Raw genomic sequence first — 16,988 nt, forward strand, 5'->3', positions numbered from 1 at the left:
TTCGTTTCCTTACCCACAATTATTGAGCTTGAACTCTAAGTTCAGCGGCGCTACGGCTTTGATGACCGAGCAAGGTATTGAGATCGGCTGCTTTTGGTTTTACCAGATAGAAGCGAGGGATCCACTGATCGAAGTTAGCTAAGATCGACTCTGCGTGGCTCGATCCCGTCTGATCTAAGTGTTCCGCGATCAAACCGCGTAGATGTTCTTGGTGGATCACTAGGTCTTCAAGGGAGATCGCCTCAACGGACTCCTCGTTTACTCGTCCCTGGAAGTCTTCATTGTGGTCGAACACATAAGCGAAGCCGCCAGTCATGCCCGCGCCGAAGTTCACCCCAGTTGCGCCCAGGATGGCTACGATACCGCCAGTCATGTATTCACAGGCGTTGTCACCCGCGCCTTCGATAACGGCGATCGTGCCTGAGTTACGCACGGCAAAGCGCTCACCCGCACGGCCTGCAGCAAACAACTTACCGCCAGTTGCACCATACAAGCAGGTGTTACCAATAATGGCGCCTTCTTGCGATTCAAATGCGCTACCCACGTGTGGCTTAATACAGATAGAACCGCCAGCCATACCTTTGCCCACATAGTCGTTGGCATCACCAGTAAGGTTGATGTTCACCCCGCCAGCATTCCAAACCCCAAGGGACTGACCTGCTGTGCCGTTTAGATTCAGTGTGATTGGGCTCGCTGCCATACCGCCATTACCGTAGCGTTTAGCTATCTCTCCAGATAGGCTAGCGCCGATGGAGCGGTCAGTGTTTTTCACGTCATAGTAAAGGTTGAGGCTGTCGCGATTGATCACCGCTTGCAGTGCATCAGTAACGATATGCTGGTTGAGCTCAGCGCCATCAAACGGCTTGTTTGGCTCGCTCCAGAACAATGGATGACCCATTGGTGATACTGGCGCTTCCAAGATATCAGACAGGTCTAGCTTGCTTTGCTTAGCAGTAAAGCCTTCAACCGTTTCTAAAAGATCGGTACGACCGATAAGGTCGGTAAGCTTCTCGACGCCAAGCTCTGCCAGATAGCCACGTACTTCTTCGGCTAGGCCAGTGAAGTAGTTAATCACCATCTCAGGCAAGCCTTTAAAGTATTCGCGGCGTAATGTCTCATCCTGAGTCGCTACACCGGTTGCGCAGTTGTTGAGGTGACAGATACGCAGGAATTTACATCCCATTGCCACCATAGGCGCCGTACCAAAGCCAAAGCTTTCAGCACCCAAGATAGCGCCTTTGACTACGTCTAGGCCGGTTTTCAGGCCACCATCAACCTGTAGGCGAATTTTATGGCGTAGGTTGTTAGCAACCAGAGCTTGCTGGGTTTCCGCAAGACCAAGTTCCCAAGGGCTACCTGCGTATTTCACCGAAGTTAACGGGCTCGCAGCAGTACCACCGTCATAACCAGAGATGGTAATAAGGTCAGCATAGGCTTTAGCCACACCGGTGGCTATGGTGCCAACGCCAGGCTCAGAAACCAGTTTTACCGACACCATGGCACTTGGGTTGACCTGCTTAAGGTCAAAGATAAGCTGAGCCAAATCCTCGATAGAGTAGATATCGTGGTGTGGCGGTGGACTGATAAGGGTAACCCCTTGTACTGAGTGACGCAGACGAGCAATCTCGGCGGTAACTTTGTGCCCCGGTAGCTGACCACCTTCACCAGGCTTCGCCCCTTGGGCCACCTTGATCTGAAGCACATCAGCATTGGTCAGATAGTGTGGGGTAACGCCAAAGCGTCCTGAAGCTACCTGTTTGATACGTGAGTTACGATTGGTGCCGAAACGAGCTGGGTCTTCCCCCCCTTCACCTGAATTTGAGTAACCACCAAGGTGGTTCATAGCTTGAGCCAGTGCTTGGTGCGCTTCTGGGCTCAAGGCGCCAATAGACATGGCTGCTGAGTCAAAGCGAGTAAATAGGTCCTTGCTCGGCTCTACCTGCTCAAGTGGTGTAGGGGTTTGTGCAGGTTTAAGCTTCATCAAATCGCGCAGTGTGGAAACTGGACGGTCATTGACCTGCTTAGCAAAAGATTGATAGTCGTGATGCTCACCGGTTTTCACTGCTGTTTGTAGCTGCTGTACTACATCTGGATTGTAGGTGTGGTACTCGCCGCCGTGGACGTATTTCAGCAAGCCACCGTGCTCGATGTCTTTGCGTTTAGTCCAGGCTTTGCGTGACAGGTTAAACAGATCTTGCTGGAAGTCACTAAAGTGTGCCCCCTGGATACGACTACTCACACCCTTAAAGCAGAGCTCGATAATATCCTGATGCAGGCCAACTGCTTCAAACAACTGGGAACAGCGATAGGAAGCGATAGTCGAGATGCCCATCTTGGACATGATCTTAAATAGACCTTTATCGATACCCTTGCGGTATTTGAGCATCACAGTGGCGTAGTTGCTATCGATACCACCATTGTCTATCTGTTCACCCAAGGTTTCATAAGCCAGATATGGGTATACCGCGGTTGCACCGAAGCCAAATAGGACTGCAAACTGGTGAGGGTCTCGGGCTGTGGCTGTTTCTACTATGATGTTGGTATCACAGCGCAGTTGAGCCTCAACCAAACGATTTTGCACAGCACCCACGGCCATGGCCGCAGGGATAGGAAGTTTGCCTGTTTGTATATTTCTGTCCGATAGGACCACTAATACCAAGCCTTCCTCTACAGATTTCTCAACCTTGTTACATAGTTCAACAATGGCATGCTCTAGGTCTTGCTCTTGCGGGTCGAAATTAAGGTCAAAGTACTCGTGCTTATAGTGCTTTTGGCTAAGCTCCATCAGTTGTCGCATATCTGAGTAGAGAAGTACTGGCGAGTCGAATGTGACACGATAGGCGTGCCCATCGGTCTCATTAAACACATTCATCTCTTGACCGACGCTGGTGGCAAGAGACATAACGTGTTTCTCGCGCAATGGGTCGATAGGCGGGTTGGTTACCTGAGCGAATTTTTGACGGAAGTAGTCGGTTACTAGTCGCTCTTTTGATGAAAGCACCGCCATTGGGGTGTCATCGCCCATTGAGCCGACGGCTTCTTGGCCCATGTCGCCCAGAACATTGATGACCTGCTCACGTTCTTCACGGTTCAGGGCAAACTGCTTCTGATAGGTCTTTAGCTCATCTTCACTAAAGCTGCGCTGGCCAATCGCCTCACCGCTGAGCTGTTCGAACGGGGTCAGTTTGTGAACGTTATTCTCCATCCATTCGCGGTATGGGTGACGGCTCTTAAGGTCGTTGTCTATCTCATCAGAGTGCCAAAGCTTACCTTCTTTGGTGTCCACAACCAAAAGCTCACCGGGGCCAACACGGCCTTTTTCAGATACCTCATCCGGTGCGTAATCCCAGATGCCGACCTCGGAAGCGAGGGTAATCAGCTTATCCTTGGTAATCACGTAGCGAGCAGGGCGTAAACCGTTTCTGTCTAGGTTACAGGCTGCATAACGACCATCAGACAGAACGATACCTGCAGGGCCATCCCAAGGTTCCATGTGTTTGGAGTTGAAGTCGTAGAAAGCGCGCAGATCTGGATCCATATCTGGGTGGTTTTGCCACGCAGGCGGAACTAGCATGCGCATTGCACGGAAGATATCCATGCCACCGGCTAGGAATAGGTCTAGCATGTTATCCAGACTCGAGGAATCTGAACCTGTTTCATTCACAAATGGTGCCGCAGATTGTAGATCTGGCAGAAGTGGTGATGAGAACTTGTACGCGCGAGCCTTCGCCCACTGGCGGTTACCTTGAATGGTGTTGATCTCACCATTGTGCGCTAGGTATCTAAAGGGTTGTGCCAGTGGCCATTTCGGCTGGGTATTAGTAGAGAAGCGCTGGTGGAACAGACAGATGGCCGATTCCAATCTCAGATCTGCAAGGTCGAGATAGAACCTTGGCAGGTCTGCGGGCATACATAGCCCCTTGTAGACGATAACCTGGGTGGAAAGGCTACAGATGTAGAAGTTCTTCTGGTCGGTTAGTGCCTTCTCGATGCGACGCCTTGCTATGTATAGACGTCTTTCAATATCTCGGCTTCCCCAGCCGGCCGGAGCTGAGATGAAGACCTGCTCGATTGCAGGAAGAGACTCGGTAGCGATAGGACCTAGCACATCTGGATTGGTCGGCGTTTCGCGCCACCCCTCAACAGATAGGGTCTCTTTACCCAGCTCTTTTTCAATAATGGTTTTGCTCTGCTCGGCCAAGATAGGGTCCTGGCTAAAGAAGAACATGCCCACAGCGTATTGTTTGCCTAGATTCCAGCCTTGCTCTTCGGCTATCAATCGGAAGTAAGAGTCGGGTTTTTGTAGCAGTAGGCCACAACCATCACCGGTCTTTCCGTCCGAGTTGATACCACCACGGTGGGTCATTCGATCTAGAGCTGAAATAGCTGTGCGAACCAATTTGTGGCTGGTTTCCCCTTCCATATGGGCGATCAAACCAAATCCACAGTTATCCTTTTCTAAGTTCGGGTCATACAAGGCCATTGCCATACTCCTTTTGTTCACCGTTACTTGAATTTGTAAGCAAGCAAAATGTCGTTTTATGTAGTCGAGCTCAGGTTGGTCTTGGGTCCTTGATATAACGCAGAGTGACTCACTATTTGATAACAATTACGACATAAATAGTTTGCACGAATTTGACAACTTAAAACTTTACGCGTCAAAGGTCAAGGTTATAAGAGACAGGGTGGGCAGTAGTGAACAGATATAAAAAAGGCCAGCATTTTACTGCTGGCCAAGATTGGAGTTTTAAAATCTCACCAAAGGGGTGAGTGGATGTAATAATTATGCAGATAGCATCAGCGAGTCTGCTTTTGCCTCTAGGTTAGAGCTGTTCATCAAGAATTTGTCGATTGCGATAGCGCACTCGCGGCCTTCATTGATACAGCGAACCACTAGAGATTGACCAGTGCGCATGTCGCCAGCTGCGAATACACCTTTCTGGTTGGTAGCAAAGCCTTCGGTTGCTACGTTGCCACGGTCATCCAGCTTGATGTCTAGCTGAGCTAGCACACCCGTTGGCTCTGGGTGGAGGAAGCCCATCGCTAGGAACGCCATCTCACATGGGATAACACGCTCGCTACCCGCTACTTCTTCAAAGCTCGGGCGCTCACCAGGTTTAGCGTCTTGCCAAACGATGTCAGCGATACGCAAACCTTCAAGCTCACCCTTATCATTACCGATAAACTCTTTGGTCAGGATATTCCAATGACGCTCACAGCCTTCTTCATGAGAGGTAGTGGTCTTCATGATCATTGGATATTGAGGCCAAGGCATGTTTGCAGGACGCTTCTCTGGTGGGATAGGCATGATCTCAACCTGCGTGATGCTCTTCGCCTTGTGACGGCTAGAGGTACCCACACAGTCAGAGCCAGTGTCACCACCACCGATAACCACAACGTGCTTATCTTTAGCGTGAATCTCTTCACCTTTCAGGTCCATGTCGTTAGCACGGCGGTTGTTTTGACCAAGGAACTCCATGGCAAAGTGCACGCCTTTTAGCTCGCGGCCTGGGATAGGCAGATCGCGTGGTACGGTAGAGCCACCAGTTAGCAGAACCACATCAAAATCTTGGCGAAGTTGCTGTGCGTTTACATCAACACCCACGTGTGCGTTAACAACGAAGTTAACGCCAGCCTCTGCCATTAGGTTTACCTTACGGTCGATGATGTCCATGCCTAGTTTAAAGTCAGGGATACCAAAGCGCAGTAGACCACCTACTTTTTCGTCACGTTCAAACACTGTCACTGTATGACCTGCGCTGTTGAGCTGCTCTGCCGCTGCAAGACCTGCAGGGCCGCTACCGATAATGGCAACGGTTTTACCTGTGCGAGAGCGAGGTGTCTTAGGCTTGGCATAGCCGTCTTTGTAGGCACGCTCAACTATGGTCTTTTCGATGTTACAGATGGTGATTGGGTCTTGGTTGATACCCAATACACATGCACTCTCACAAGGAGAAGGACACACGCGACCGGTGAACTCAGGGAAGTTGTTGGTAGAACTTAGGATGTTCCACGCCTCTTCCCAGCTGTCACGGTATACCGCGTCATTAAACTCAGGAATGATGTTACCGATCGGACAACCGCTGTGGCAGAAAGGTACGCCACAATCCATGCAACGTGATGCCTGAGTGTTGATCTTGTCACCAAACTCTTCGTTTAGCACAAACTCTTTGTTGTCTTCGATACGAACCGCAGGGTCGAGCTTTTGTGGAAGCTCACGACCATGCTCTAAAAATCCAGTAGGCTTGCCCATTATACTGCCTCCACTTCTTTTGATTGCTCAGACTCAGCTTTACGCTTTTGAAGTACCGCTTTGTAATCGCGCGGCATTACCTTAACCATGGTGGCTAGGCTAGCTTCAAAGTTGTCTAGGAAAGACTTTGCAACTTCACTTCCTGTGAACTCTACATGTTTGGTTAGCATCTCTTTTAGGAGTGCTTTGTCTTCTGCTTCGATTGGGTCTAGGTCTACAAGCTCTGGGTTTAGTTTGCTTTCAAAGTCACCAGACTTGTCCCATACATAAGCGACACCGCCACTCATGCCCGCAGCAAAGTTACGACCCGTTGAGCCTAGGATAACCGCAACACCACCTGTCATATATTCACAGCCGTGGTCGCCGACACCTTCAACTACAACCTTGGCACCTGAGTTACGTACGCAGAAGCGCTCGCCTGCAAGACCGCGGATGTATGACTCACCTGAGGTCGCGCCGTAGAAGCACACGTTACCTACAACGATGTTGTCTTCAGGTACGATGTTGGACTTCGCATCTGGGTACAGTACTAGCGTACCGCCAGATAGTCCTTTACCCCAGTAGTCGTTCGCGTCACCCTCAACCTCGAACTTCACGCCCTTAGCTAGGAATGCACCGAATGACTGACCTGCTGAACCATTGAACTTCACTTCCATCGGCTGTGGTAGACCTTGGTCTTTGTAAACCTTGGAAATCTCGTTCGACAGCATGGTACCTGCAGAGCGGTCGGTGTTGATGATAGGGAACTCAGCCTTAACTGCTTCACCTTTCTCAAGAGCCGGAATTGCTGCTTGGATAAGCTTGCGGTCCAGAACCTCTTCTAGGTTGTGGTTCTGCTCAGTTTGGTTGTAAACGCCATCTGCCTCACGCGCTTCTTCAATATGAAGCACAGGAGATAGGTCTAGGTTCTTATATTTCCAGTGAGCGATATCTTCACGAACCTTAAGCTTCTGGGATTGACCTACCATCTCATCGATAGTACGGAAGCCAAGCTCAGCCATGATTTCACGTAGGCCTTCAGCCATGTATTGGAAGAAGGTTACTACGTCTTCCACGCGACCGTCGAAGCGCTCACGTAGGGTCTTATTCTGGGTTGCGATACCTACAGGGCAGGTGTTCTTATGACACTTACGCATCATGATACAGCCTTCAACCACAAGCGCTGCAGTTGCTACGCCCCATTCCTCGGCACCTAGTAGAGTTGCTACTGCAAGGTCGCGAGGGGTCTTCATCTGACCGTCTGATTGAACCACGATACGGTTACGTAGGCCGTTCTTCAGTAGAGTCTGATGGGTTTCAGCTAGACCTAGTTCCCATGGCAGACCTGTGTGACGAATAGACGACATAGGTGATGCACCTGTACCGCCATCAAAGCCTGCGATAAGTACAACATCCGCTTTTGCCTTAGCAACGCCCGATGCGATAGTACCAACGCCTGCCTCAGACACTAGCTTCACGTTTACACGGCCCGAGCGGTTTGCGTTCTTCAGGTCATAGATAAGCTGAGCCAAGTCCTCGATAGAGTAGATATCGTGGTGTGGCGGTGGTGAGATAAGACCGACACCCGGAGTCGAGTGACGAGTAGCACCGATCCAGTCATCTACCTTATCGCCAGGAAGCTGACCGCCCTCACCAGGCTTAGCACCCTGTGCCATCTTGATCTGAATTTCATCAGAGTTGGTTAGGTAGTATGAGGTAACACCGAAGCGACCAGATGCTACCTGCTTGATAGCTGAGCGTTCCCAATCGCCGTTCTCTTTGCGCTCGAAACGAGTTGGGTCTTCACCACCTTCGCCTGAGTTAGATTTCGCGCCGATGCGGTTCATCGCCACCGCTAGGGTAGAGTGTGCCTCGTACGAGATAGAACCGAACGACATTGCACCGGTTGCAAAGCGTTTTAGGATGCTCTCGATTGGCTCAACTTCTGCTAGGGGGATAGAGCCTGCAGGGTTCTTAACAAAGTCTAGCTGGCTACGCAGTGTTGCTGCGTTATCGCCTTGGTCATCTACCTCTTTCGCGTATTGCTTAAACTGAGTAAAGTCTTTGTTACGAGTAGATTGTTGCAGTAGAGAGATGGTCTCTGGGTTGAACAGGTGTTTTTCACCACGCTGTTTCCACTGATATACACCACCCACATCTAGTACCTGAACTGGGATCTCGCGTGTTGGGTAACCGATGCGGTGACGCACCAATACCTCTTTAGCGATATCATCAATAGTCAGACCTTGGATACGAGAAACGGTGCCGGTGAAGTACTTGTCTACTACAGACTTGCTAATGCCTAGGGCTTCAAAGATCTGAGCGCCGTGGTAAGACTGTAGCGTAGAGATACCCATCTTAGAGAAGATCTTCAGCAGGCCGCCGTTGATAGACTTACGATAGTTCTCGAATAGGTCCTTGATGCTGGTCTCTGGGCCTAGCTTCTTAGTGCGCTGAAGGTCAACCATGGTTTCGATAACCAAGTATGGGTTAACCGCGTTTGCACCATAGCCTACTAGGGTTGCAAAGTGGTGCGTTTCACGTGCATCTGCGGTTTCAACAACGATGTCACACTTAGCACGCAGACCTTTGCGTATTAGGTGGTGGTGCACGGCGCCTACCGCCAGCATCGCTGGGATAGCGGCGTGGTTCGAGTTCACCGCACGGTCAGTCAGCAAGATGATAGAGTAGCCGTCAATGACCGCATCCTCTGCATATTGGCAGATACGCTTCAGAGCACGCTCTAGTTTGCCTTCTTCTTCGCTTGCTTGGAATACGATATCTAGCGTCTTCGCCTGCAGGTGTTCGTTATCGATGGCACGCAGTTTTTCAAGCTCAGAGTTAGACAGTACCGGAGATTCAAGCTCAACCTTTTGGCAGTGCTCTGGGGTCTCGGTAAGCAGGTTTTGGTCCTTACCTAGGTAGGTATTCAGGGACATAACCATGCGCTCACGAATCGGGTCGATCGGCGGGTTCGTTACCTGAGCGAACAGTTGCTTAAAGTAGTTTGATAGGTGTTGTGACTGGTGCGATAGCACGGCTAGCGGCCAGTCGGCACCCATAGCAGAAAGTGGCTCTTTGCCATCTTTAGCCATAGGCACAATGATTTCGTTAACTTCTTCTGAGCTCACACCGAAGGCTTGCTGCTTGTGCAGTAGTTTCTCTGGAGATGGCTGGCTGAATTCGTTCTCTGCATCTGGCAGTTTCTTCAGGCTCAGTAGATTCTCTTCTACCCATTTCTCATAAGGCTGAGCGGTAGCGATAGAGTCTTTAACTTCTTCATCAGAGATGATGCGACCTTGCTCTAGGTCAGCAACGAAGATACGACCTGGTTGTAGGCGGCCACGGAACTCAACGTTCTCTGGCTCGATTTCTACTACGCCCGACTCAGATGCCATGACTAGGAAGTCGTCTTTAGTCACTGTGTAGCGAGATGGACGCAGACCGTTACGGTCTAGGGTTGCACCTACTTGAACACCATCAGTGAAACAAACAGAAGCAGGGCCGTCCCATGGTTCCATGATGTTAGCGTGGTACTGATAGAAGGCACGACGCTTAGGATCCATGTTCTTGTTTTCTTGCCACGCTTCAGGGATAAGCATCATAAGAGCGTGTGGTAGGCTACGACCAGATAGAACAAGCAGTTCTAGCGCCATATCGAAGTTAGCTGAATCTGAGCTACCTTCTTGGCAAATAGGCAACAGCATATCGATCTCAGCCTGAGTAAACAGGTCTGATTCGATAATGGCTTCACGTGCCTTCATCCAGTTCAGGTTACCGCGAACTGTGTTGATCTCACCATTGTGTGCGATGTAGCGGAAAGGCTGAGCCAGACGCCAACGCGGGAAGGTGTTAGTTGAGAAACGAGAGTGTACCAGTGCTAGTGCAGTCACCATGGTTGGATTCTGCAGGTCTAGGAAGTACTGCGGTACTTGCTCGGTAGTTAGCTGACCTTTATATACCAACGTCTTGTAAGAAAGAGAGTTGATATAGAAGTCGTCACCTATGTTGGATACGCTTTCTAGGCAAACACGTACAGTGTAGTTACGCAGAACATATAGCTTACGCTCTAGCTCTTCAGGTGTGGTGCTTGGACCACCGGTAATAAATACGTGTTCAAACTGTGGCTCAGTGCTCAGCGGGTCTGCGCCTAGCATAGAGTTGTCGGTAGGCAGTACGCGGTAGCCTAGAACTTCTAGGTCAAGGCGTTGTGCATTTCGCTCTAGGATGTCGCGACATTGTGCGCGCTTGTACTCGTCACGAGGGAATAGTACTACACCCACACCATACTTTTCGAAAGATGGTAGGCGAATGCCAAGTTTAACTGTCTCTTCCAACAGGAATTCGTGCGGTTTTTGCAACAAAATACCGGCGCCGTCACCTGAAGCTGGGTCACAACCCTGACCGCCACGGTGCTCCATACGAGCTAGCATGTCTAGAGCCTGTGTAACGACTTCATGAGACTTTCGGTTTTTGAGGTGAGCAACAAAACCGATACCACAAGCGTCATGCTCCAGTTCTGGAGTATATAGACCTTGCGCTGATTGCTCTCTATCCAACATAGATAATCCTTCCAATCTAATTTGACCGCAGTGATCCTGGGTCAATCCTTGTAGTTGTCTTTTATGAGCTAACTTTGAGGAAAGCTAGCGAGCATCCATTCCGTCTCTCGCTGAAAAATTCGCGAGTAAAACATTCCCTTGGTCAATTCTTATGTAGTGTCACTGAGAAGCAGTGAATCTTATAGGTAGGTGTAGAATTTGACCGACTAATCATCTAAAAAAACTGAATAAATCTCAGCGTATTTTAGAGACAAGTGAAACTATCCTACAATTTTGTTTAGGCAAATTCCAACGAAACTTGCACCAAAATGGATTTTTGATGACCAATAATTGGTCACAAAATATCAACAAATGTGCGTTTTGATTCACAAGCAAAGGTTTGCAGAGATTTTCTGCCTATAAATTGAGCGTCGAATTAGAACGGCGTGCATGGTAAAATAGCGGAACTAACTTGCAAGGATGTAATTAAGTTTCACAAGGATAAATAGTCACTTTGAATAATGGGTCATCATCGGATGCAGCTACACGAACTGGTAAATACACTTGGACAAGATCTTCAGCGTCGCTATGGAGAAAAGGTTCATAAATTGACCCTACACGGTGGCTTTAGTTGCCCTAACCGAGATGGCACTATCGGTCGAGGTGGTTGCACCTTTTGTAACGTCTCTTCTTTTGTTGATGAATCTACTCAGTCTCAGTCTATACAAGTTCAGCTTAACGACCGTTCTGGTGAGGTGAAGCGCGCCAAGAAGTACTTTGCTTACTTTCAGGCGTACACCAACACCTTCGCTGAGGTGCAGGTTTTAAGAAACATGTACGAGCAGGCGCTTCGCTCGTCTGACATCGTTGGTCTATGTGTCGGCACGCGCCCAGATTGTGTTCCGGATGCGGTAATGGATCTGCTGGTGGAATATAAAGAGAAAGGTTATGAGATCTGGCTCGAGCTTGGTCTGCAGACTGCCCGCAACGATACCCTAAAGCGCATCAACCGAGGTCATGACTTCGAATGCTATGCCGAGATCACCAAGAAGGCGCGCGCGAACGGCATTAAGGTGTGCACGCATCTGATTGTTGGGCTACCTAAAGAGACCAAGCAAGACAATATCGATACCTTGAACAAGGTGCTTGAGGTGGGTACCGATGGTATCAAGCTTCACGGCTTGCATATCGTTGAGGGCAGCACCATGGCTAAGGCTTGGAAGGCGGGTAAGCTAGAGGCACCATCTCTAGAGGACTATGTGGATATCGCATCAACCTTGATTCGAATGACGCCACCCGAGGTGGTGTATCACCGAGTATCATCTTCGGCACGTCGTCCAACCTTACTTTCGCCACTTTGGTGTGAGAACCGCTGGCTTGCGATGACAGAGATAGGCCGGGCGCTGGACCGAGATGGTGCGCAGGGGGCACTGCTCGAGCAGCCTTTTGTGTATCAAAAACCGGTACTCACCGCTCAGGTTTAAATCTAAGTCACTGAACCCGCTACGCTTGGGTTACATTTTGATTAGGGCGCGATAGACTTCAGGTAGCACTTGATACAAGGACTGCTTGATGCGCCCAATGAAACGTTTTTCCCAGTATTATGTCGATTGGCTTATCCGCCTAGGCATCTTTCGATTCTCTATTCTTATTGCTGTTGTACTGATTGCTCTCGCCGTATTGGTACACTTTGCTATCGCTTTTTATCTCAACGAATCCTTTGATACTCGGCACATGCTACGTTCGTTAGCGTTCGGCCTTATCATGACCCCTTGGGCTGTATATTTTGTTTCTACCATAGTTGAGCAGTTAGAAGAGTCGCGCAGGCGCCTTTCTAAACTCGTATCCAAGCTCAACGAAATGCGAGAGCGCGACCTAGAACTCAATCATCAACTTAGGCAGAACATCGAAAAACTCAATGTAGAGATAAAAGAGAGATTGGCGGCTGAGGAGTCTCGTGAGCAGGCAATGGCAGACCTCGAACATGAGGTGTATCAGCGCGAAGTCACCCAGATTGCATTGTCAGAACGCACGGCTCTACTGCGATCTTTCATCGATGCCTCCCCAGATCTTTTTTACTATCGCAGCGCCGATGGCGTCTTTTCGGGCTGTAACAAGGCCGTTGAAAAGCTTACCGGTAAGACTGAGAGAGAGCTGGTGGGGTTGACTCCTTGGGAGGTCTACAAGAAGGAGATAGCTCAGCAAATTGTAGAAACTGATCAGGTGGTTTTTGAAAAGAATCAAGAGCTTATCTATGAACAATGGCTAGAGTATCCTGACGGTCGCAAAGCCTTCTTTGAGCTGAGAAAGGTGCCTTTCTTCGATAAACAAGGCAAACACCTTGGTCTGGTGGGTTTTGGCCGTGATATCACTGAGCGTAAGCATCACGAAGAATCCCTAGAAAAAGCTAGCCGAGATAAGACCACCTTTATCTCTACTATCAGCCACGAGCTTCGCACCCCGTTAAACGGCATTGTTGGTTTGAGCCGAATGCTTTTGGATACCTCGCTTAGCAAAGAACAGCGTCAGCATATGCAGACTATCAACGTGAGTGCCATAACGCTGGGCCATATCTTCAATGACATTATCGATATGGATAAGTTTGACCGCAGTAAATTGGAGTTGGTGCCGTCTGAGCTTAGCTTTGAGGAGTTTGTTACCGAGCTAGATAGTTTGTCACGCCTAATGGCAGAGCAGAAAGGCCTTAACTTCGAACTGGATAGATTGACAGAGATGCCCGATAGCGTAGTGGTGGATGCTACTCGCTTGCGTCAGGTGCTGTGGAACCTTATCAGCAATGCGATGAAGTTCACCCAAGAGGGTGGGGTTAACGTGAATGTGAGTGCTGATCCTGTTGACGATAATCAGGTAGCGCTGCGCTTTGAGATTGAAGATACCGGTGTGGGCATTCCTGAGCATGAGCTAGAGAAGATCTTCGCCATGTATTACCAGGTGAAATCGGAAGAAGGAAACCTACATGCCGTGGGTACAGGTATCGGCCTGGCAGTTTCCCGCTCTTTGATTGAGAAGATGGGGGGCGAACTATACGCCACCAGTGACCTTGGTCACGGCAGTACCTTCTATGTTGAGATCACCGTTCCTCTAGGTGAAAAAGCTGCAGACACGGAAGAAGCCAAACAAGAGAATCAGACCAGCCTATCTATCTTTATGGTTGAGGATATAGAGCTCAACATTACTGTTGCTCGCTCCCTAATCGAAAGCCTTGGGCATAGAGTAGAAGTGGCTATGTCAGGTAAAGAAGCATTGAGGGCGTTCGATCCAAGCCGATATGATCTCGTGCTCCTAGATATCCAACTTCCGGATATGACTGGCTTCGATATCGCACGTGAGCTTCAGCAAACCTATAGTGAGCTGCCACCAATCGTGGCGCTGACGGCAAATCTGGTTAAGGATAAGACTCAGTATCGAGATGCAGGCATGCAGGATGCTATTAGCAAGCCACTATCGGCTAAGGCACTTCGCAAGGTGATGAACAAGCTTTGCGACCTCGATACCGATGTAGTCGAGGTGAAAACCCATGCAACCAAGGCGGTGCTAGAGGATGTGAATCCTGAGGTACGACTCGAGGATATCGTGGATACCGAGATGCTCACTTCCTATATAGAGATAGTGGGCAAGAAGCCTGTGGTAGACAGTATTCAGCTGTTTACTGAGATGATGCCAGATTACGTCTCTATTCTAGATTCAAATCTAGTTGCTAAGGATCAAAAGGCGATTGCCTCTGAGGCGCATAAGATTAAGGGAGCGGCCGGCTCTGTGGGTCTTAAGCGTATTCAATCGGTTGCTCAGCAGGCTCAATCACCAGAATTACCCGCTTGGTGGGAAAATATCCACGATTGGGTAGATGAAATTAAAAACAATTACTTAAATGATATTGGGATGCTGTTAAACTGGGTCGACAAAAATTTTGACAGTTAAGTTTTCTCGAAGCGGAGCGAATAACAATGAAACTTAAAGCTGCAGCGGGTGCACTTGTGTGTGCATCACTTTTGATTGGGTGCGCGTCTAGCGAAGTTGTTCAGTGGCAGAAAGAATCTTCCGCAATGGTAGAGAACACTAATATCAATCTTGAGAGTCGTATGTGGCTTAATAAGATGCCTATGATAGGCGAAGAGGCATCAATCCCTCTGCATGGCAGTATCATTTTGTCAGCCGACCAAGACATTCCTGCCGATCTTGGTGTGGTCAGTATTTGGCTTCGCCATAATGATGAATCGGTCGAAATCAGCGAAGATAACTTCGAGGTTGAGGCGGTTAACGAAAACCAATGGAAGATCTCCTTCAAACAAACCGAGCATTTTGAAGAAGAAGTGGACTCTGTGGACATTGCCATTCTGATGGAAAATGAGCAGAAGAAGGTGTGGCTTGCTGAGCAAGGTGTGAAGGTCGACTTAGTTTTCTAGAACTCCGATTTTAGATATTAAAAAACCCAGCAAATGCTGGGTTTTTATGTATCTGAACTAAGTAAAACTTAGTCTAGGTCACCACAAAAGCGGTAGCCTTCACCGTGGATAGTCGCGATGATCTCTGGAGTGCCAGCAACTGACTCGAAGTGCTTACGGATACGACGGATAGTTACGTCAACCGTACGGTCATGTGGCTTAAGCTCACGACCAGTCATCTTCTTAAGTAGCTCTGCACGTGTCTGGATCTTGCCTGGGTTTTCACAGAAGTGAAGTAGGGCACGGAACTCAGAGCGCGGTAGCTTGTAAGAGTCACCATTTGGGTTAACCAGTGAACGGCTGTTGATGTCCAGCACCCAACCATTGAAGGTGTACTTCTCAACGTTCTTGCTCTCTTCGTCACCTGCTTGAGCTGCGTTCATTGAACGAGCTAGAAGGTTACGAGCACGGATGGTTAGCTCACGTGGATTGAAAGGCTTGGTGATGTAGTCGTCAGCGCCGATTTCAAGACCAAGGATCTTGTCTACTTCGTTGTCACGACCGGTAAGGAACATAAGTGCAACGTTAGCTTGCTCACGAAGCTCACGTGCTAGAAGCAAACCGTTTTTACCAGGAAGATTTATATCCATGATAACTAGGTTTACTGAGTGCTCGGAGATGGTTTGATGCATGGTGTCACCATCAACCGCTTCAAAAACATTGTAGCCTTCCGCTTCGAAAATGCTTTTAAGGGTGCTGCGGGTAACTTGTTCGTCTTCAACAATAAGAATGTTAGGGGTTTGCATTGCTCTACCTAAACTGTGCTTAATTAACTATAACTATTTAAATACTAGGCAAAAAAATAACATTAAGGTAATGAAATTGTTTACAACAAATGCTGTAAATTATGATTTCAGTTCACCTAAATGCTCCCCTCCATGGAACTTATCTAAGATAATTTCAAATCCGTAAAAATTTTTCATTCTTAGCCAATTTTGGACAGCATCATACCCACTTAACAGCTTTATAACAATCTAACTCTGTTAATATTTTTCACTTTATTGATTTAAATCAATCCTTAAATTTTAACAAAACCTCTGCAATAGATTGCAAAACCGTGATGTAGCGCAGTTTTTCATCGGAATGAAGCCATACGGTAAACGGTCAAAAAATGAGTGCATTTACATTTGCTTGCAACTGTTTTGTTAAATGGGTTGCGTATTCATAGGTGAGATGAATTAGAAGCTAAAGCCGAGTTTAACCTCGATTCCGCTTTGCCACTCTTCATGTTCTAGGGTTGCTTTGAGGTTTAGGGTATCTGTCAGCATGTATTTACCTGAGACCTCGGCGCTAACACCCTCATTAAGTTTGCTACCTTCAGAATTGCTTGGTGCTGTGTAGATAGCACTATTAACACTGAGCTTTTCGCTGAAGTGGTAGTTTACGCCACTTAGAAAGCCACGACTGGGCGTGTTGTCGCCGGCATTCGAAATACGAGTTGCTACGTAAAGGTCGACGTTATCCATGACCGAGTAAGCGTAACCAGTGTCCATCTGCCACACATCAAACTGTTCACCTGAACTTGAGTCAGCAGTCATAAACACCTTGTGAGGGGAGGTTTCAGGTTTAAGCCAAGGCTGGCTATCCACTTGATTCTGCTCTGAGCATAACGCGCTTGGTAGGTATGACAAGGAGGCGATAGCTATGCAGGCTGGAATGATCTTGCTTTTCATCGCATCTCCTAATTTCATCCTTGAAAGAGAAACAAGTATGGAACTTGCTGAGTAAGTTGCCAACTTACTAGGTCAATAT

8 protein-coding genes are annotated in these 16,988 nt (G+C 48.5%); 3 read left to right on the forward strand and 5 right to left on the reverse strand.

Going from position 1 to position 16,988, the window contains the following annotated elements; genetic code table 11:
- Nucleotides 1-19: 19 nt before the first annotated feature.
- The 3 genes from gltB (Pcarn_RS02040) to gltB (Pcarn_RS02050) form a co-directional block, all read right to left on the reverse strand.
- Nucleotides 20-4,483, reverse strand: a complete 4,464-nt coding sequence (gltB, locus tag Pcarn_RS02040) for a glutamate synthase large subunit (protein ID WP_261834746.1) — start codon at nucleotides 4,481-4,483, stop codon at nucleotides 20-22.
- A gap of 300 nt (nucleotides 4,484-4,783) precedes the next feature.
- Nucleotides 4,784-6,253, reverse strand: a complete 1,470-nt coding sequence (locus tag Pcarn_RS02045; protein WP_261834747.1) for a glutamate synthase subunit beta — start codon at nucleotides 6,251-6,253, stop codon at nucleotides 4,784-4,786.
- Nucleotides 6,253-10,794, reverse strand: a complete 4,542-nt coding sequence (gltB, locus tag Pcarn_RS02050) for a glutamate synthase large subunit (RefSeq protein ID WP_261834748.1) — start codon at nucleotides 10,792-10,794, stop codon at nucleotides 6,253-6,255. The genes Pcarn_RS02045 and gltB (Pcarn_RS02050) overlap by 1 nt, the downstream gene beginning before the upstream one ends.
- A gap of 515 nt (nucleotides 10,795-11,309) precedes the next feature.
- Between gltB (Pcarn_RS02050) and Pcarn_RS02055 the strand changes: the two genes are divergently transcribed.
- From Pcarn_RS02055 to Pcarn_RS02065, 3 genes are all read left to right on the forward strand, one after another.
- Nucleotides 11,310-12,257: a TIGR01212 family radical SAM protein gene (locus tag Pcarn_RS02055; RefSeq protein ID WP_261834749.1), complete on the forward strand. Its 948-nt coding sequence runs from the start codon at nucleotides 11,310-11,312 to the stop codon at nucleotides 12,255-12,257.
- 88 nt (nucleotides 12,258-12,345) lie between these two features.
- On the forward strand, nucleotides 12,346-14,712 hold the full coding sequence (gene arcB, locus Pcarn_RS02060; RefSeq protein ID WP_261834750.1) for an aerobic respiration two-component sensor histidine kinase ArcB: 2,367 nt from the start codon (nucleotides 12,346-12,348) through the stop codon (nucleotides 14,710-14,712).
- Between the two features lie 26 nt (nucleotides 14,713-14,738).
- Nucleotides 14,739-15,197 carry a hypothetical protein gene (locus Pcarn_RS02065; RefSeq protein WP_261834751.1) on the forward strand — a complete coding sequence of 153 codons (459 nt, stop codon included), beginning with the start codon at nucleotides 14,739-14,741 and terminating at the stop codon, nucleotides 15,195-15,197.
- A gap of 68 nt (nucleotides 15,198-15,265) precedes the next feature.
- Here the strand turns inward: Pcarn_RS02065 and arcA are convergent, their stop codons facing one another.
- Both arcA and Pcarn_RS02075 read right to left on the reverse strand, forming a co-directional pair.
- Nucleotides 15,266-15,982 carry a two-component system response regulator ArcA gene (gene arcA / locus Pcarn_RS02070; RefSeq protein ID WP_261834752.1) on the reverse strand — a complete coding sequence of 239 codons (717 nt, stop codon included), beginning with the start codon at nucleotides 15,980-15,982 and terminating at the stop codon, nucleotides 15,266-15,268.
- A 432-nt stretch (nucleotides 15,983-16,414) separates the two neighbouring features.
- Nucleotides 16,415-16,909 carry a hypothetical protein gene (locus Pcarn_RS02075; RefSeq protein WP_261834753.1) on the reverse strand — a complete coding sequence of 165 codons (495 nt, stop codon included), beginning with the start codon at nucleotides 16,907-16,909 and terminating at the stop codon, nucleotides 16,415-16,417.
- Nucleotides 16,910-16,988: the final 79 nt, after the last annotated feature.

The organism is Vibrio ishigakensis (assembly GCF_024347675.1).
Lineage (GTDB): Bacteria > Pseudomonadota > Gammaproteobacteria > Enterobacterales > Vibrionaceae > Vibrio > Vibrio ishigakensis.